Here is a 16,045-nt window from a genome sequence, read left to right as displayed (position 1 = left end):
AGGCGTCCGCCACCGTCGGCCGGGACGGTCGCCGGCAGTGGGCTGCCTGAACGGCCCGATCCATCCCGGCCTGCGGCGCAGAAGGGAGAGGTCGCATAAGATTCGAGTATCTGGTCCGTTATGCGGCTATTTGAGGAGTCGCGTCATGGAGGGCGTCGCTGACATGGGGGGCACCTCGGGATGGGGCCCCGCGCGTCCGCCGAAGGCCGATGAACCGGTCTTCGCGGAGCCCTGGCAGGGCCGGGCCGCCGCGCTGACGATCCTGGCCACCCGGGTGTCCGGTCGGAATGTGGACGCCTTCCGGCACGCGCAGGAACGCCTGGACCGAGCCGCCTACCTCGATGAGGGCTACTTCGGCCGCTGGCTCAACGCCGCCGAACTGATGCTCATCGAGGGCGCCATCCTCGCCCCCGGCGAGATCAACGCCCGGGCCCGCGACCTGCGTGGCGAACACGTCGAAAATCCCTCCGTCTCCGTCTCCGTCCCCGAATCGGCCCGGCCCGACGCCGGCCCGCCCACCGCGGCGATCGCCGCCTGGCGGTCCGCTCCCGGTTCGCTGCGCACCATCGACGCCGCCCCCGCCTTCGCCGTCGGCCAACGGGTCCGCGCCAAGAACATCTCGCCGCCCGGGCACACCCGCCTGCCCGGCTACGTCCGGGGACACGCCGGCGTCGTCGAGGTCATCCAGCCCGCCGCCGTCTTCCCCGACACCCACGCGCACTTCCTGGGCGAGAACCCCCAACACGTCTACTCCGTACGGTTCGACTCGCACGAACTGTGGGGCGGGGGCGCCGACTCCTTCGCCGTCACCGTGGACCTGTTCGAGAACTACCTGGAGACCACCTCATGACGACCTCCAGCGAATCCGGCGAGGCCCCTTCCGCGGCCCTGCGCACCGAGGCTCTCGAACAGCTGCTCACCGAACGCGGTCTGATCGACCCCAAGATCGTTGATGCGTTCATCACCAACTACGAGACCAACGTGGGTCCGCTCAACGGCGCCAAGGTGGTCGCCAAGGCCTGGACCGACCCCGAGTACCGCCGACGGCTCCTGGCGGACGGTACCTCCGCCATCAAGGAACTCGGCTTCGGCGGCCCCCAGGGCGAGCACATCGTCGTCGTCGAGAACACTCCCACGACCCACAACGTCGTCGTCTGCACCCTGTGCTCCTGCTACCCCTGGCCCGTGCTCGGCCTTCCGCCGAGCTGGTACAAGGACCCCGTCTACCGTGCACGCGTGGTCAAGGAACCCCGCACCGTCCTCTCCGAGATGGGCCTCGACCTCGGCGACGACGTCCAGATCACCGTGCGGGACTCCACGAGCGAGGTTCGCTGGCTCGTCCTGCCCGAGCGGCCCGCCGGCACCGAGCACCTGACCGAGGAGGAACTCGTCCCGCTCATCACCCGGGACGCCATGGTCGGCGTGGCGAAGGTGGCAGCCGCGTGACCGCCCCCCTCGACATCGACGGGACCGCGGCCCCACCCCGCGCCAACGGGGAACTCGTCTTCTCCGAACCCTGGGAGAGCCGCGCCTTCGGGATGGCTGTCACCCTCTACGAGGCAGGCGCCTTCACCTGGCCCCAGTTCCAGGGCGCACTCATCGCCCGCATCGCCGCGTGGGAGAACGCACTCGACCAGGACCGGCCGTGGAGCTACTACCACCATTGGCTCGCCGCGCTGGAAGACGTACTGGACGAGCAGGGAACCGTCTCCTGCGACGAAGTCGCCACTCGTGCACTCATCCTGGCCCAACGCCCGGCCGGTCACGACCACCACCACTGACCCCGGCGTTCCCGCACCCCCGCCGCGCACACGACGGCGCCCTCGAGCTTCCCGCGGTTGTGAGCCACCTCTGATCCGGCTCTGATCAAACCCTGATGGAGCGCTGCGAGGCTCATGAACGAGATGAACGCCGATCGCGCGTCGCCGAAACCGTTCCACCGCAGTCGGCGCGACATCCCCCGAAATCCGCCCTCCTCATGGAGTGATCAATGGTATTCGCGCACCGCAGGAACGGATCGGCCAGGCATATTGCCCGTACGGCCGGGACGCTCGCAGCTCTGACCATGGGTGCTTCACTGCTCGTGGCCCCCCAGGCGTTCGCGGCCAGTAGTCCGACCAACGCCGAACTCCTGAAGGCCTGCAACTGGGCAAGTCTCTGCAAGTTCCACCCGCAGAGCTACTGGGGTTACACCGGGCCGAAGCATCAGGTCGGCAGCACCGCGTACAACTGCGGGAGCAACACCAACCAGCACCGGATCGACTGGTCGGACACGACCACCGCCGGCAACACGGTCGGCGTCTCCGTCTCGGCGACCTACAAGTTCTCGTTGGTCTTCGAGGCCTCCGTGGAGACCAGCTACAGCCACAGCTGGGAGAACTCCCACACCGACACCGAGTCCAACACGATCAACATCTCGCCGAGAAGTGTCGGGTGGCTTGAGCGCGGAACCTCGAAGCAGCAGGCCAAGGGCTGGTGGGAGATCCAGTTCAAGAACAAGTACTACGACCACTACGTCTGGTACATCTACGACTTCCAGCAGTCCGGCTTCAACAAGGACAACCCCAGCTACGGCTACGTCAACTTCAAGGACCGGCCGATGACCCCGGCCGAAATCGGCGCACACTGCTGAATCGGCCTTCACCCCCTGCCCCGGTCGGACCGTGCCCGGCGACATGGCGGCGACGCGTCCAGTGATCCCGTCTCAACACCCCGCCCCCATCCAGTCCAACCCGGTCCCGTCCAGTCCAACCGGTCCAAGAACAAGAATGGTGACAGTCCCATGCACAGTCTCAAGCGCAAAGTCGCCACGGCGGCACTCGTCGCAGGCGCCCTCTTCGGCGGTCTGGCGGTTCCGGGAACGGCCTACGCCGCCAACAAGTACGTACAGCTCAAAGTCTGCAGTGGGTCCACCGAGACGGTGAAGTTCTACTTCGTCGGGGAGAACCAGTACGGCGACTGGGGCGGCTCGAGGTTCTGGGAGATCGCCCCGAAGGGTTGCACCGTGGCGGACGGCTACTGGTGGATAGCCGGGCAGTCGGTCGAGTTCCACCACCGCAAGCCCAGCACCGGATGGCGGTGGGAACCCCGGCTCATCTCGGCGAACGACACCAGCAACGGCGCCACATACCAGCTCTACATCGGCTGAGAGGGGCCCCGTGCACGGGTCCGTGGGCCGCCACGCGCGGCACACGGACCCGTCGGGTCACTCGACGCGGGTGAGCGGAGGGCATTCCCATACCGCGTCCACGACCTCGCGGTGCGGACGGTACATGCGCAGGATCACGAACCAGGTGCCGGTTTCGGGTGTGGGCAGCCAGTTGGACTCGCGGTCCTCGCCCGGTGATGTGGACTGTAGATGGAGGGTCAGTCCGCCGTCAGGGTCCATGGCGATCCCGGTCGTGCGGTCCCCGACCGAGTAGCGGCCGGCCGGGTTGGGGATCAGGTTCATGTCGTCGCCGTACGCGGACAGGGACCAGAAGGCATCGACGGGTGGCATCGCGCCCGCGTCGAAGCGCAGCGCGTACCGGCCGGACGACAGCTTGTTGCCGTCCGCGTCGTCGTAGTTGAGCAGATAGACCGCCTCGTCGGGATCGTTGGCCATGATGCCCGCCAACGACTGGTCGGCGGCACGCTTGACGAAGTCGTCGCCGAAGCGGCCCATCTGCGGTGGCGGATAACGCCAACCGTTCACCACATGTGCCCACTCACCGCTGAGCATCTGCTGTTTGAGCATCGGCGTGCCGACAGCCGCAGCCCTGATGAGGTTCTGTCTGACCGCCTCAGGCTGGGCCTCGACGTCGAGACCGGGACCGATGCCGACCTCGGCGAACTGCTTGAGCAGGATCGCGTGGTGCGCCGGTGGCGGGTTCTCGGCCAGCATGGCGTTGAGCGTCTTCCAGGGGCCGAGGGGATCCTGCGCGGGGTCCACCGGCGCCGGCACCTCATGGCTCGCCGGGAGCAGCGCCGGGTCAACGGGGCCGCCGCCCCTGTCGAAGAAGCTGAGCGGAGTGAGCCGGTACTGGGCTTGGAGCGTCTGCACGTTCGGCACGTCGTCCTCGCCGTCGACCAGCGTCCTGCCGAGGATCAGGATCCACGGGCTCGGCGCGGTCGCGACACGGCGCACACCATCGGGAAGCTTCCCGCTCCAGTCCGGACCGACGATCGCGAAGTGGCCGGCCTCGGATCCCGTGGAGCGCTGGCCTATGTAGTCGAAGTTGTCGGAGGTGATGCCCATCAGCTCGAAGGAGAAGTAGCGATCACCCATGTCCGGATGCGAGAGAATGACCGGCTCGTCGCGCAGGTTCACCCACGCGGTCGAGTACAGGGTGTCGTTGTTCGGACAACCGCCGTCCCGGTACGAGGCGTCCAGCAGTTGTTGTGCGTGCCAGAAATGGTTGACCGCGGCGTACGGCACCGTCGCCGGGTCACGCGGCTGGGTCACCCACTGGTGGCGCAGCCTGGCGTTGTAGATGTACGGAAAACCGTAGACGAATGCCTGCTCACCCAACGTGTAGGCGTACTCCCCACGCCAGTCACGCACTCGTCCGGTCAGGATGGGTGTCACCGCCTGCCGCACCAGCGGCAGCGTCTGAGGCAGATGCCGCAACCGGTCCACCACGGCCTGGGGGTGCCGTACGGCATCCGCCGCGGCCCGACCGGCGGCGCCCGCGGCGCTCGCTGCCCGGTTGATGGTGGCCGTGACGCCTGCGGCATCGTCGTGCGTCCGCCGAAGCGGACGGTGATGTGTGGGATGTGTGGCTTCGGACATGATCATGTCCTCCCCGTTGTGAACACCTTATGGGAAGCCTCTGCACCACTTCTCACCATAGGTCGCATCCGGAGGAGCGCCAACGCGGGGGAGATGTCAGACGCGGTCAGCCGCGATGAGCAGGTACTGGAAGCTGCCGTTCTCGTAGGCGCTCAGGAACGTTTCCTCGATGCCGGTGACCAGGTGGTCGGCCTGCTTGCGGAGTTCCCAGTAGGGGATGGTGTCGGCGGTCAGGTCCTGGACGTGGACGGGTACGAGGCGGTTGCGGGCCATGGCGCGGAAGTATTCCGACCGTGGGTGGATGTCGCAGATGTAGTGGGCGTTGATGAGAGACACCTCCCGGGAGGCCCGCCCGTAGGCGTCGTTGTAGCAGCCGGTGATCGTCACGTAGCGTCCGCCGCGGCGCAGCAGCCGTGCGTGCTCGGCGAACAGCAGGTCGAGTTCCACGTACATGGTGGACTCGTTGTTCCAGGAAGCCGCATACGCGCCGGAGGGCAGGCCGGTGTCGAGCATGTTCCGGTGGTGGTAGCGGACCTTGTCGTCGATGTTCCGAGTGCGGGCCTGGGCATTGGCGAAGTCGGCCTGTTTCCTCGAGATCGTGACGCCGTCGGTGTGGCATCCGTACCGCAGATGGGCCACCACACTTCCGCCGCCGCGCCCGCAGCCGGCGTCGAAGACGCGGTCGGCGCGGGTGAGGGGGCCGAGATGGGAGGCGAGGAGGTCGGCCTGTGCCTGTTCCAGACGGTGCAGTTCGGCGGTGATCCGGTCACGGCGCATGGCAGCGCCGTCTCCGTCCCCGCCTCCGTGCCGGTCCTCGTCGAGTACCGACCGGTCGACGTCCCCGATGCCGTAGTGGTGGTGGTAGAGGTCGTCGATCTTTCCGAGTTCGAGGTTGACCGGGTTCTCCTCGGCGTTCCAGTAGTCCGCGACGCGGGTCTGGTACGTCGACTGGCAGGTGGACTGGGTCGGCATCGGTGCTGCCGCGGTACCGGCATCGGTGATGGGCAAAGGTGACTCCTTGTGGCGCGGTGGACGACGGGCCGGGCGGCAGGGTGTTACCAGTAGTTCGGCAGGTGGTAGCGGTGGGTGTTGGTGGCGTGCCATTCGTGGTTGCCGGACACCCAGGCGGCCAGGCCCCCGGCGTAGCGCTCCACGAGAGGCGAGGTGGCGGACAGAGCCGCCGCCTCCTCCTCGAACGCCTCCATGACCTGGTTGTGGATCTCGACGGCCTTCAGGAAGGCGGCCTTCAGCCCGCACCGTTCGTTCGCGGCGATGACCTGAGGCAGATTGAGATGGCTGGGATCGTTGGCCAGTTCCTTGGTGAAGGAGTACAGGTCGTTGACGATCGTGGTGGCGTTGCCGGCGAGTGCGGTGATCCGCTGGATCTCGGGCCGGACGTAGAGGGCCTCGGGCAGCTCGTAGCCGTCCACGGCGTCGACGATCGCCAGGCAGGGGCGGAAGTTGTTGAACTGCCGCATCATCAGGTACTCCCAGACCGGTGGCACGTATCGGATCTCGGCCCAGGCGGCCTCACCGAGATAGCCCAGATGCAGCCGGGCGAGATCGTGCACCAGCCGGTCGGTCTGGCTGGGGGTGGCGAAGACGGCGTAGTCCTTGAGGGCCCCGTGGTACGAGCGCAGCGGCCCGTCGGCCTGTACGCCGCGCCGCCACCGTGCCTCCAGTTCGGGAGTGGAGTGGAAGGGGTCGAGCGCGGACTGGGCCCTGATCAGCCTGCCGCCGAGGCCGCGCGATGAGCCGCCTCTGTCCTCGTCCTCCTCGCAGTAGCAGTTGTCGACGAGGTTCTCGGCCAGCAGCAGTTTGCCGGCCGTGGTGAGACGTTCGAGGTCGGCCGCGCCCGGATGCTGGAGTACGACGGCCCGGCCGAACTGGAACCCCGCGAAGTCCCCCGTCCACGCCTTGGGGAACGCGTCGAGCCGACGGACCCAGGCCTCCAGCCTGCGGTCGACCTCCGCTGCCTTCCCCGGGTCCGCGGGGGCGGCGGGCCGGTGGCGCAGCCCGGGGATCGCCCCGCTCCGCCGGGTTTGCGTGACGGGGACGAGGCGGGGCGGCCCGGGCAGTCGCGTCGGCGATCCGGAAGCCGATGGTGTGCTCATTCCGCGGTCCGCCCGACCTGGACGTTCTCCAGGATCCCCGCGGCGTCGGGTACGAGGATGGCCATCGCGTAGTAGGCGGTGACCAGGTAGCTCATGATCGCGGTGCTGTCGATGCCCATGAACCGTACGTTCAGACCGGGCTCGTACTCCTCCGGAATGCCCGTCTGGTGCAGGCCTACGACCCCTTGGTCCTTCTCTCCCGTGCGCAGCGCGATGATGCTGCTGGTGTGCTGGGGACTGATCGGGATCTTGCTGCACGGAAAGAGCGGAACGCCGCGCCACGCCGGTACTTCGTGGCCGTCGAGGTTCACGGTGCCGGGCACCAGCCCGCGCCGGTTGCACTGCCGGAAGAAGGCCGCTATGGCCTTCGGGTGGGCCAGGAAGAGCCGGGTCTTGCGCCGCATCGACAGCAGTTCGTCGAGATCGTCGGGCGTGGGGGGACCGGAGAAGGTGCTGACGCGCTGGCCGTAGTCGACGTTGTGCAGCAGACCGAACTCGCGGTTGTTGACCAGCTCCCACTCCTGGCGCTCGCGGATCTCCTGGATGGTCAGGCGGAGTTGCTGCTCGGTCTGGTTCATCGGATGGTTGTAGAGGTCGGCGACCCTGGTGTGGACGCGCAGGACGGTCTGGGTCAGGGACAGCTCGTATTCGCGCGGGGCGAGGTCGTAATCGACGAAGCCGCCGGCGAGGACCGGTTCGCCCACGTGTCCGGCCTGCACGGGTACGTCGGCCTCGCCCTTGCGGTTCATGGGCTTGCTCTGCTGCTGTGCGAAGGCGTCCAACTGGGCGGCGAGCGACGGGGTGCGCTCCACGAACGCCATGAGCGTGTCCCAGTTGAGTGCCAGCACCACGCCCGGAGTCTCGGCCCGTACCGAGCCGAACCACAGCGGGTCGGCCTGGCCGATGGCCTCGTCCCCCATGCCGTCGCCGTCCGTGATGACTCCGGTGACTTCCTGCTCGCCGTACTTGCCGGTGGTGTAGCGGGTGAACCGGCCGTGGACGACGAGATAGGCCTCGGTGACGGGCTGCCCGGCGTCGAAGAGGACCTGGCCCGTACGCACCTCACGCACCCTGAACCGTGAGGAGATCTCCTGCAGGGCCGCGGTGTCGGAGTAGCCGCGCAGGGCGGGCAGCTCTGTCAGTGTCTCGGGAATGACCCTGATGTCGTCCGCGCCGTTCTGCTCGAACTGCACCCGGCCCCGGCCGACGCGGAGTTGGAGTCGCCGGTTCACCCGGTAGGCGCCGCCCTTGACGTCCACCCAAGGCAGCATCTTGAGCAGCCATCGCGAGGTGATGGCCTGCATCTGAGGTTCGGACTTGGTGGTGGTGGCCAGCTGACGTGCCGCGTCGGTGCTGAGACTGGTGGACCGTGGTCCGTCGGCGGTGGACCCGGCGGCGCTTTCTGGGGAGCTTTCCGGGACTGTCACATGTCCTCCCGATACGTGAGCGGGCGTGGGTGGATACGCACGAAGATCAGCGAACAAGGCAGGGCGTCGACGCCGTACGCCTCGGGCAAGGGCTCCTACGGCCCGGCCATGGACGACGTCTGACCTGAACCCGTGTCGAAGGGGCGCCCCGGCGACGCGTCGGGAGCCGTGCGGCGTGGGTTCACGGAGGCGGTGGAGGTCGAAGAGGGGTTCCGGGGAGGCGGGCGCCAGGACAGTAATCTCGTGACGGTCCGGGCAGTTGGGCAGCGCGCGCCCCATGTCAAGCGAAACAGTCACCGGTGGCGGTCGGAACCGCGTGAAAGGGGCGCATTCGTGCCCTCGAAGTGGGCGTCCCAGGCGCGAGGCAGACCGGCCAGGAGGGCGCGCTCGCACGCCGGTCGCCGGGACCCGCGCCACCGGCGCGACGGCGTACGAGCGTCTCAGCTGCGCGTTCCTCTTGATCAGGTGGCCCCGCTCGAATGATCGAAAAGGCGTCGGGCTACCATCTGAGCGCCACCTAGCTCGAAAGATGAATCTGTGACTGTCAATGACGACTCGTTCACCAACTGGAACAACCGCGAGGAGATCGCGGAGTCGATGATCCCGATCATCGGGAAGCTGCACCGGGAGCGGGACGTCACGGTCCTGCTGCACAGCCGTTCCCTGGTGAACAAGTCAGTGGTGAGCATCCTCAAGACCCACCGGTTCGCCCGGCAGATCGCCGGCGAGGAACTCTCGGTCATCCAGACGCTGCCGTTCCTGCAGGCTCTCACCACGCTCGATCTCGGCCCGTCGCAGATCGACATCGGCATGCTCGCCGCGACCTACAAGTCCGACGACCGTGGTCTGTCGGTGGCGGAGTTCACCGCCGAGGCCGTTGCCGGCGCCACGGGCGTCAACAAGATCGAGCGCCAGGAGCCGCGCGACGTCGTCCTCTACGGGTTCGGCCGCATCGGCCGCCTCGTCGCCCGCCTGCTCATCGAGAAGGCCGGCTCCGGCAACGGCCTGCGACTGCGCGCCGTCGTCGTCCGCAAGGGTGCCGGCCAGGACATCGTCAAGCGCGCCTCGCTGCTGCGGCGCGACTCCATTCACGGCCAGTTCCGGGGCACGATCACCGTCGACGAGGCGAACAGCAAGATCGTCGCCAACGGCAACGAGATCAAGGTGATCTACTCCGACGACCCGCTGTCGGTGGACTACACGGAGTACGGCATCAAGGACGCCATCCTCATCGACAACACCGGCAGGTGGCGTGACCGCGAGGGCCTGTCCCAGCACCTTCGCCCCGGCATCGCCAAGGTCGTCCTGACCGCACCGGGCAAGGGCGACGTTCCCAACATCGTCCACGGCGTCAACCACGACACGATCAAGCCGGACGAGCAGATCATGTCCTGCGCCTCCTGCACCACCAACGCGATCGTCCCGCCGCTGAAGGCGATGGCGGACGAGTACGGCGTTCTGCGCGGCCACGTGGAGACCGTCCACTCGTTCACCAACGACCAGAACCTGCTGGACAACTACCACAACTCCGACCGGCGCGGTCGTTCGGCGCCGCTCAACATGGTCATCACCGAGACCGGTGCCGCCTCCGCCGTCGCCAAGGCGCTGCCCGACCTCAAGGCGAAGATCACCGGCAGCTCCATCCGCGTCCCGGTACCGGACGTGTCGATCGCCATCCTCAACCTGCAACTCGCCCGCGAGACCACGCGCGAGGAAGTCCTCGACCACCTCCGCGATGTCTCGCTGACCTCGCCGCTCAAGCGCCAGATCGACTTCATCAGCGCCCCTGACGCGGTCTCGAGCGACTTCATCGGCTCGCGTCATGCCTCGATCGTCGACGCCGGCGCGACCAAGGTCGAAGGCGACAACGCGATCCTCTATCTGTGGTACGACAACGAGTTCGGCTACTCCTGCCAGGTCGTCCGCGTCGTCCAGCACGTCTCCGGCGTGGAGTACCCGACCTTCCCCGCCCCGGCGGTCTGATCGCGGCGGCCTCTCCCGGTCGGCATCCAGGTGCCCTCCACTCCCACCGTGCCCCGGCGGTCCTCCGGCCGTCGGGGCACGGTGGGTCGCTCGCGTTATGCGGAGAGCTCCTTGCTGATGCGGTCCAGCATGAACGCGGAGGATTCCCTGGCGCGTTCCTCCCAGGCGAAGACGCACGCGGTGGCGACCCCGTCGAAGTTCAGTTCCCGGAGTGTGCCGAAGAAGGCGTCCCAGTCGACCTCGCCCTGGCCGATGTCGAGGTGTTGGTGGATGCGGGCCGCGGTGCCGGGCGGATTGAGGATGTAGCGCAGGCCGGAGGAGCCCTTGTGGTTGAAGGAGTCGGCGATGTGCACATGGTGGAGCTTGTCGCCGGCGTAGCGCATCATCGCCGCGATGTCCGCGCCGACGTCCGAGGCTCCCGAGAGGTGGAAGGAGTGCGGGGCGCAGTAGAGGTAGTTCACCCAGGGCTTGTTCACGGCGCGAACGAGGTCGACCGCCGGCGTGTTCTCCTCGCAGAAGTCGTCCGGGTGCGCCTCCAGGTTGAGGGCGATGCCCTCGCGTTCGAAGACGGGGAGCAGTTCCTCCATGGAGCGCCAGAAGGCGGCCTCGCTCTCGGCGGCCCGGTCGGGGCGCCCGTTGAACTCCGAGTTCATCAACGGGCATTCGAGCTCTGCCGTGATCTCGAGCATCCGCCTCCAGTAGCGGACGGCGGCCTGCCGTTCGGTCTCGTCGGGCGAGGACCACTTGTAGAGCGGGAGTACGGAGGAGAGCTGGACGCCGTGCCTGCGCAGTGAGTTCTTCAAGTCGGCCACACGCCCGTCGTCCGCCCGTGGATGCAGGAAGAACGGCATGAAGTCGTCGCGCGGGGACAACTCGATGTACTGGTAGCCGAGTTCGGCGACCGTGCGGACCATCTCGTCGAGCGGCAGGGCGCGGAACATGTAGGGGTCGAGGGCGATCTTCATGCGGCGCCTCCGTAAAGGGCGGGGCGGGGCTTCATGTCCACGGTGACGACGGTGCCGTCGGACTCCAGGGAGCGGACGGCGGCGTCGGTGATGACGGTGGCGGCGTAGCCGTCCCAGGCGGAGGGGCCGGTGGGCTCGCTGCCGGTGCCGACGGCCGCGATCCATTCGCGGAACTCGGTGTCGAAGGCGTCGGCGAAACGCCCCTTCCAGTCCTGCGGTACGGCGGTCTCGTGGTGTCCGGCGGTGCGGACCCCGACGGCGGCCGGGTCGGGCAGCCGGACCAGGCCCTCCTCGCCGACGGTCTCGCACTGGATGTCGTAGCCGTACTGGCAGTTGACGAAGACCTCCAGGTCGATGCGGACCCCGTTCGCGGTCTCGAAGAGCATGATCTGCGGGTCCTTGAGGTGCGCGAACCGCTTGCCGGTGGCGCGTGGGGTGATCACCTGGGCGGAGACGATCTCGTCGTCGAGCAGCCAGCGCAGGACGTCGATCTCGTGCACGGCCGTGTCCTGCGCGGCCATCACGGAGGTGTACGACTCCGGCACGGTCGGGTTGCGGTGGGCGCAGTGCACGATCAGCGGGGCGCCGATCGATCCGGAGGCGAGGACCTCCTTCATCTGGCGGTAGCCGACGTCGAAGCGGCGCATGAAACCGACCTGGACGAGCCGGCGGCCGTGGGCGCGCTCGGCCTCGACGATACGCAGACAGTCCTCGGCGGTCGTGGCGAGGGGCTTCTCGCAGAACACCGGCTTACCGGCCGTGACGGCGTTCAGGACGTGCTCGGCATGGGTGGGGCCCCAGGAGGTGACGAGAACGGCGTCCACCTCTGGGGAGGCGATCAGGTCGGCACCGGTCGGCAGCGCGCCTGCGCCGACGCGGGCGGCCACCTCGGTGGCGCGGGCCTGGTCTATGTCGGTCACCGCGCTCACGCGTGCGCCGGTGACGACCTCGGTGAGTCGTCGTATGTGGTCCTGGCCGATCATTCCGGCACCGATGACACCTACACGTACGGTCATGATCGTTTCCTTCGGGAGAGGAGTCAGGAGCGGAGTCAGGAGAGAAGTCGGAAGAGGGGTCAGGAGAAGCGCGTCCGGAGTTCGGCTTCGAGGGTTTCGAGGGTGCGGCCCCTGGTCTCGGGGACGTAGCGCTTGACGAAGGTGAGCGAGAGGACGCCCGCCGCCACGAAGAGGAAGAAGGTGTTGGAGATCCCGATCCCGTCGACCAGGGACGGGAAGACCAAGCCGATCGCGAAGTTGGTCAGCCACAGCACCACGGCCGCGACGCCCATCCCGAAGCCGCGCATCCGCGTCGGGAAGATCTCCGACAGCATCAGCCAGGTCACCGGCGAGATCGCGCCCTGCTGGAAGGCGAGGAAGGTGACGGTCATCGCCAGCACGGCGAACGCCCGGCCCGTGCCTTCCGGCAACGCCAGCGAGAACACGCCGATCAGCAGCAGGGCGGTGGTTGTTCCGATCTGACCGCTCATCAGCATGGGCCGACGGTCGACGCGGCCCAGGAGCCAGATGCCGACGAAGGTGGCCAGCACCGAGATCACGCCGTTGGCGATGTTCGCCGTCAGGGCGCTGTCCGCGGTGAAGCCGGCGTCGGTGAGGATCTGAGTGCCGTAGTACATGATCGTGTTGACGCCGGTGATCTGCTGCACGATCGCGATGCCGAAGCCGATGAACATCAGTCGGCGCACCCAGGGGGTGGCCTTCATGTCGCGCCAGCCGCCGAGCTTCTCCTGCTCGTCCTTGACGGCGAGTGCGGACACCTCGCTCAGTTCGGCCCGGGCCCGGGCCTCGGACCTGACCTGCTTGAGCACCTCGAAGGCCTCGTTGAAGCGGCTCTGGGAAGCCAGCCAGCGGGGGCTGTCCGGCATGACCAGCATGCCGAACCAGAGCACGACGGCCGGGACCGTGGCGATCACGAGCATCCAGCGCCAGACACCGCCGGACTCACCACCCACGTCGGCGATGACCGCGTTGGAGGTGAAGGCGAGCAACTGACCGCTGACGACCATGAGTTCGTTACGGGTGACCAGTGCGCCGCGTCGCTCCGCCGGTGAGATCTCCGCGAGGTAGACGGGCACGGTCACCGACGCGCCGCCGACCGCGAGGCCGAGTACGAACCGAGCGACCACCATGACCGCGGTGGTCGGGGCCAGCGTGCAGCCGAGCGCGCCGACGAAGAACAGCACCGCCAGTGTCAGGATGCTGCGCCGCCTGCCGCGCGCGTCCGAGAGCCTGCCGCCGGCCACGGCCCCGAGTGCGGCGCCCAGCAGCAGCGAGCTGGTGACCATGCCCTCGGTGACCGGGGTCAGTCCCAGGTCGTCGGTCATGTAGGGCAGGGCACCGTTGATGACGCCGGTGTCGTAGCCGAAGAGGAGCCCGCCGAAGGTCGCGATGAGGCTGATGACCCGGAGCCGTCGTCGTACCGCGGCCGGTGCGTCGTCGACGATCCGGGGCGCAGTGGTGGATGCCGTTGCCGTGTCGTCCCTGACGTCCATGGCCGCCGCCTACCGGGTGGTCTTCGGGCGCCGGGTGCCGGAGAGGCCGCAGCCGTCCAGGTGTTCACGTGTGCGTACGGCGATGGGCAGCGGCACATCGGGAGCGCACGGATACAGGTCCTGCTCGACGATCACGAACAACTCGGCGGCAAGTCCCGCGAGTTCGGTCACCACGTCGGCCGGGTTCGGCACGCCCTCCGGCGGGGACACGCACACCCCGCGCCGTACGGCCTCGCCGAACGAGAGGTTCTCCGCGGCGACTTGGGCGAGGACCGCCGGGTCCATCTGCTTGATGTGCACGTAGCCGACGCGCTCGCCGAAGCGGCGGATCAGGTCCAGGTTGTCACCACCGCCGTATGCCACATGGCCGGTGTCCAGGCAGAGGTTGGTGTACCGGCTGTCGGACTCGCCCAGCAGCCGCTCGATCTCGGGCTGGGTCTGGATGTGACTGTCGGCGTGCGGGTGGATCACGAGCCGTAGGTCGTACTCGTCGAGCAGGAGTCGGCCGAGCCGGTCGGCGGCGCGGCCGAAGCCCGCCCACTGCACGGCGGTCAGCTCGGGCGGCTCGGTGAACTCGCCGGTCTTCTCGTCCCGGTACATGGGCGGGATCAGGACCAGATGGTGGGCGCCCGCGGCGGCGGTCAGCGCGGCCACCTGCCGTACGTGCGCGAGCATCTCGTCCCAGGCTTCCGGTCGGTGCAGCGCACCGAAGGCGGTGCCGCCGGAGACCTGGAGCCCACGGGCGTCGAGTTCGGCCTTCAACCGCTGCGGGTCGGTGGGGAGATAGCCGTACGGTCCGAGCTCCAGCCACTCGTAGCCGGCCTGCGCGAGTTCGTCGAGGAAGCGGGTGTACGGGACCTGGTGCTCGTCCTCGGGGAACCAGACGCCCCAGGAGTCGGGAGCGGAGCCCAGGCAGAGGTTGCCCGCGGTGGTGCGGAGCGGGGATGGCGCCGGTGCCATGGCGTGTCCTTGGGGGAGGGGGCGGGGGACGTTCGGCGGTCTTACGGTGGGTTCTCTCGCGCGCTCTACTAGCGCGCTCTAGTGCGAGTACGATGGCCCCTGTCCAAATGTCATGTCAATAGCTTGTTGCTGGGAGATTTCGCGACTGCCCTTAGGGTGGGCGCCGTCGAAGGGTGGGTACGCAGGTGGACGCATCGGGCAAGCAGCGGCCCACGATGGCGGACGTCGCTGAGAAGGCTGGTGTTTCCCGTGCGCTGGTCTCGATCATCTTCCGGAATCAGCCCGGCGCGAGTCAGGAGACCCGCGAGCGGGTGCTGCGTGTCGCCGACGAGATCGGCTACCGCTTGGACAGCGCGGCCCGGCTCCTGGCCCGCGGCCGCAGTCGCACGCTCGGCGTGATGTTCACCGTCCACCAGACCTTCCACTCGGACCTGATCGAGGGCATCTACCCCGAGGCCGAACGGCTCGGCTACGACGTCGTCCTCTCCGCGAGCTCCCAGGGCCGCAGTGAGGCCAAGGCGGTGGAGGCTCTGCTCAGTCACCGTTGCGAGGCACTGATCCTTCTCGGTCCCGAGGCGGAGCCCGCGTACCTGGAGGAACTCGGTCAGCGCACGGCGACCGTCTCGGTCAGCCGCCGGGTTCCCCGCGCCCGCGTCGACTTCGTGCACAGTGCCGAGGCGAAGGGCATCCGGCAGGCCATGGACCATCTGGTCGAACAGGGCCACCGGCGCATCGTGCACGTCGACGGTGGCCGGGGCCCCGGCTCGGCCGAACGCCGTCGCGCCTACCGGGCCGCGATGCGCCACTACGGCTTGGAGTCGGAGATACGGGTGATCCCCGGAGACCACACCGAGCGGTCGGGCATCGAGACCGGCCGCGTGCTCCTGGCGGAGCGCGACAGCGGGCATCCGCTGCCGACAGCGGTCCTCGCGGGCAACGACCGTTGCGCGATGGGCTTGTTGATGGCGCTGGCGCGGGCAGGCGTCGACGTTCCACGCGACATGTCCGTCATCGGCTACGACGACAGCCATCTCTCCCACCTGATGCCGATCGGCCTGACGACCGTTCGCCAGGATGCGGTCCTGATGGCCGAGCACGCGGTGCGGTTCGCCGTGCAACGGCTGGAGGACGTTGGCCTGGAGCCTCGAGAGGCGGTGCTGGACCCCAAGCTCGTGGTGCGCGGTACGAGCGGGCCGGTTCCGTCGGACGGCCCCGAGGGGTAGGCGGCGTCGAGGCACGGAGCGGCGGCGTCTGCCGTGCGCGGTGACCCGGCGCACGTCATGGGCTTTGGCATACGCGACGGTGCCTCCCTCGCC

16 protein-coding genes are annotated in these 16,045 nt (G+C 68.2%); 8 read left to right on the top strand and 8 right to left on the bottom strand.

What is annotated here, in order from left to right; translation table 11 throughout:
- Positions 1–145: 145 nt before the first annotated feature.
- From nthB to KVT44_RS25605, 5 genes are all read left to right on the top strand, one after another.
- Positions 146–850, top strand: coding sequence for a nitrile hydratase subunit beta (gene nthB, locus KVT44_RS25625; RefSeq protein ID WP_217568900.1), 705 nt, complete (start codon positions 146–148; stop codon positions 848–850).
- Entirely contained in the window at positions 847–1,446 is a 600-nt protein-coding gene (gene nthA, locus KVT44_RS25620; RefSeq protein ID WP_099924897.1) for a nitrile hydratase subunit alpha, read from the top strand. The genes nthB and nthA overlap by 4 nt, the downstream gene beginning before the upstream one ends.
- Complete coding sequence (locus KVT44_RS60100) at positions 1,443–1,781, top strand: nitrile hydratase accessory protein (protein ID WP_217568898.1); 339 nt, start codon at positions 1,443–1,445, stop codon at positions 1,779–1,781. The genes nthA and KVT44_RS60100 overlap by 4 nt, the downstream gene beginning before the upstream one ends.
- A 284-nt stretch (positions 1,782–2,065) precedes the next feature.
- On the top strand, positions 2,066–2,632 hold the full coding sequence (locus KVT44_RS25610) for a hypothetical protein (protein ID WP_229889208.1): 567 nt from the start codon (positions 2,066–2,068) through the stop codon (positions 2,630–2,632).
- Positions 2,633–2,782: 150 nt separating this feature from the next.
- Positions 2,783–3,148, top strand: a complete 366-nt coding sequence (locus tag KVT44_RS25605; protein ID WP_217568896.1) for a hypothetical protein — start codon at positions 2,783–2,785, stop codon at positions 3,146–3,148.
- 57 nt (positions 3,149–3,205) lie between these two features.
- Here KVT44_RS25605 and KVT44_RS25600 read toward each other — a convergent pair whose 3' ends face one another.
- The 4 genes from KVT44_RS25600 to KVT44_RS25585 all read right to left on the bottom strand — a co-directional run bounded on the left by KVT44_RS25600 (position 3,206) and on the right by KVT44_RS25585 (position 8,312).
- Entirely contained in the window at positions 3,206–4,771 is a 1,566-nt protein-coding gene (locus KVT44_RS25600; RefSeq protein ID WP_217568894.1) for a DUF1254 domain-containing protein, read from the bottom strand.
- 96 nt (positions 4,772–4,867) lie between these two features.
- The gene (locus tag KVT44_RS25595) at positions 4,868–5,743 is read right to left on the bottom strand and encodes a geranyl diphosphate 2-C-methyltransferase (protein WP_217569114.1); all 876 of its coding nucleotides are present in this window, start codon (positions 5,741–5,743) and stop codon (positions 4,868–4,870) included.
- 83 nt (positions 5,744–5,826) lie between these two features.
- Positions 5,827–6,885 carry a family 2 encapsulin nanocompartment cargo protein terpene cyclase gene (locus KVT44_RS25590; protein ID WP_217568892.1) on the bottom strand — a complete coding sequence of 353 codons (1,059 nt, stop codon included), beginning with the start codon at positions 6,883–6,885 and terminating at the stop codon, positions 5,827–5,829.
- Positions 6,882–8,312, bottom strand: a complete 1,431-nt coding sequence (locus tag KVT44_RS25585) for a family 2B encapsulin nanocompartment shell protein (protein WP_308314104.1) — start codon at positions 8,310–8,312, stop codon at positions 6,882–6,884. Before KVT44_RS25585 ends, KVT44_RS25590 begins: the two co-directional genes overlap by 4 nt.
- Between KVT44_RS25585 and KVT44_RS60095 the strand changes: the two genes are divergently transcribed.
- Positions 8,313–8,435, top strand: coding sequence for a hypothetical protein (locus tag KVT44_RS60095; RefSeq protein ID WP_268256046.1), 123 nt, complete (start codon positions 8,313–8,315; stop codon positions 8,433–8,435).
- 414 nt (positions 8,436–8,849) lie between these two features.
- Positions 8,850–10,295, top strand: coding sequence for a glyceraldehyde-3-phosphate dehydrogenase (locus KVT44_RS25580; RefSeq protein ID WP_060898151.1), 1,446 nt, complete (start codon positions 8,850–8,852; stop codon positions 10,293–10,295).
- Between the two features lie 95 nt (positions 10,296–10,390).
- Here KVT44_RS25580 and KVT44_RS25575 read toward each other — a convergent pair whose 3' ends face one another.
- Genes KVT44_RS25575 through KVT44_RS25560 form a run of 4 tightly spaced genes read right to left on the bottom strand, consistent with a single transcriptional unit; the run spans position 10,391 to position 14,729 of the window.
- The gene (locus KVT44_RS25575; protein WP_217568890.1) at positions 10,391–11,260 is read right to left on the bottom strand and encodes a sugar phosphate isomerase/epimerase; all 870 of its coding nucleotides are present in this window, start codon (positions 11,258–11,260) and stop codon (positions 10,391–10,393) included.
- Positions 11,257–12,276 (bottom strand): Gfo/Idh/MocA family protein, encoded by a 1,020-nt coding sequence (locus KVT44_RS25570; RefSeq protein ID WP_217568889.1) that lies wholly within the window; start codon positions 12,274–12,276, stop codon positions 11,257–11,259. The genes KVT44_RS25575 and KVT44_RS25570 overlap by 4 nt, the downstream gene beginning before the upstream one ends.
- Positions 12,277–12,335: 59 nt before the next feature.
- Entirely contained in the window at positions 12,336–13,769 is a 1,434-nt protein-coding gene (locus KVT44_RS25565; RefSeq protein WP_217568887.1) for a sugar porter family MFS transporter, read from the bottom strand.
- A gap of 9 nt (positions 13,770–13,778) precedes the next feature.
- A complete protein-coding gene (locus KVT44_RS25560) occupies positions 13,779–14,729 on the bottom strand; it encodes a TIM barrel protein (protein ID WP_217568885.1) in 951 nt (316 codons plus the stop codon).
- A 215-nt stretch (positions 14,730–14,944) separates the two neighbouring features.
- Between KVT44_RS25560 and KVT44_RS25555 the strand changes: the two genes are divergently transcribed.
- The gene (locus KVT44_RS25555; protein ID WP_217568883.1) at positions 14,945–15,952 is read left to right on the top strand and encodes a LacI family DNA-binding transcriptional regulator; all 1,008 of its coding nucleotides are present in this window, start codon (positions 14,945–14,947) and stop codon (positions 15,950–15,952) included.
- Positions 15,953–16,045: the final 93 nt, after the last annotated feature.

Origin of the sequence: Streptomyces sp. GbtcB7 (genome assembly GCF_019091445.1) — a bacterium.
Taxonomy (GTDB): Bacteria; Actinomycetota; Actinomycetes; order Streptomycetales; family Streptomycetaceae; genus Streptomyces; species Streptomyces mirabilis.
The sequence above is the reverse complement of the archived record's forward strand: the minus strand, read 5'-3'. Positions and strand labels throughout refer to the sequence as shown.

Excerpts from the sequence above, each read along its gene's own strand:
- nthB (WP_217568900.1), top strand. The coding sequence starts at position 146 with ATGGAGGGCGTCGCTGACATGGGGGGCACCTCGGGATGGGGCCCCGCG.
- KVT44_RS25590 (WP_217568892.1), bottom strand. The coding sequence starts at position 6,885 with ATGAGCACACCATCGGCTTCCGGATCGCCGACGCGACTGCCCGGGCCG.
- KVT44_RS25595 (WP_217569114.1), bottom strand. The coding sequence starts at position 5,743 with ATGCCGACCCAGTCCACCTGCCAGTCGACGTACCAGACCCGCGTCGCG.
- nthA (WP_099924897.1), top strand. The coding sequence starts at position 847 with ATGACGACCTCCAGCGAATCCGGCGAGGCCCCTTCCGCGGCCCTGCGC.
- KVT44_RS25575 (WP_217568890.1), bottom strand. The coding sequence starts at position 11,260 with ATGAAGATCGCCCTCGACCCCTACATGTTCCGCGCCCTGCCGCTCGAC.
- KVT44_RS25600 (WP_217568894.1), bottom strand. The coding sequence starts at position 4,771 with ATGTCCGAAGCCACACATCCCACACATCACCGTCCGCTTCGGCGGACG.
- KVT44_RS25555 (WP_217568883.1), top strand. The coding sequence starts at position 14,945 with ATGGCGGACGTCGCTGAGAAGGCTGGTGTTTCCCGTGCGCTGGTCTCG.
- KVT44_RS25570 (WP_217568889.1), bottom strand. The coding sequence starts at position 12,276 with ATGACCGTACGTGTAGGTGTCATCGGTGCCGGAATGATCGGCCAGGAC.
- KVT44_RS25565 (WP_217568887.1), bottom strand. The coding sequence starts at position 13,769 with ATGGACGTCAGGGACGACACGGCAACGGCATCCACCACTGCGCCCCGG.
- KVT44_RS25560 (WP_217568885.1), bottom strand. The coding sequence starts at position 14,729 with ATGGCACCGGCGCCATCCCCGCTCCGCACCACCGCGGGCAACCTCTGC.
- KVT44_RS25610 (WP_229889208.1), top strand. The coding sequence starts at position 2,066 with ATGGGTGCTTCACTGCTCGTGGCCCCCCAGGCGTTCGCGGCCAGTAGT.
- KVT44_RS60095 (WP_268256046.1), top strand. The coding sequence starts at position 8,313 with ATGTCCTCCCGATACGTGAGCGGGCGTGGGTGGATACGCACGAAGATC.
- KVT44_RS25605 (WP_217568896.1), top strand. The coding sequence starts at position 2,783 with ATGCACAGTCTCAAGCGCAAAGTCGCCACGGCGGCACTCGTCGCAGGC.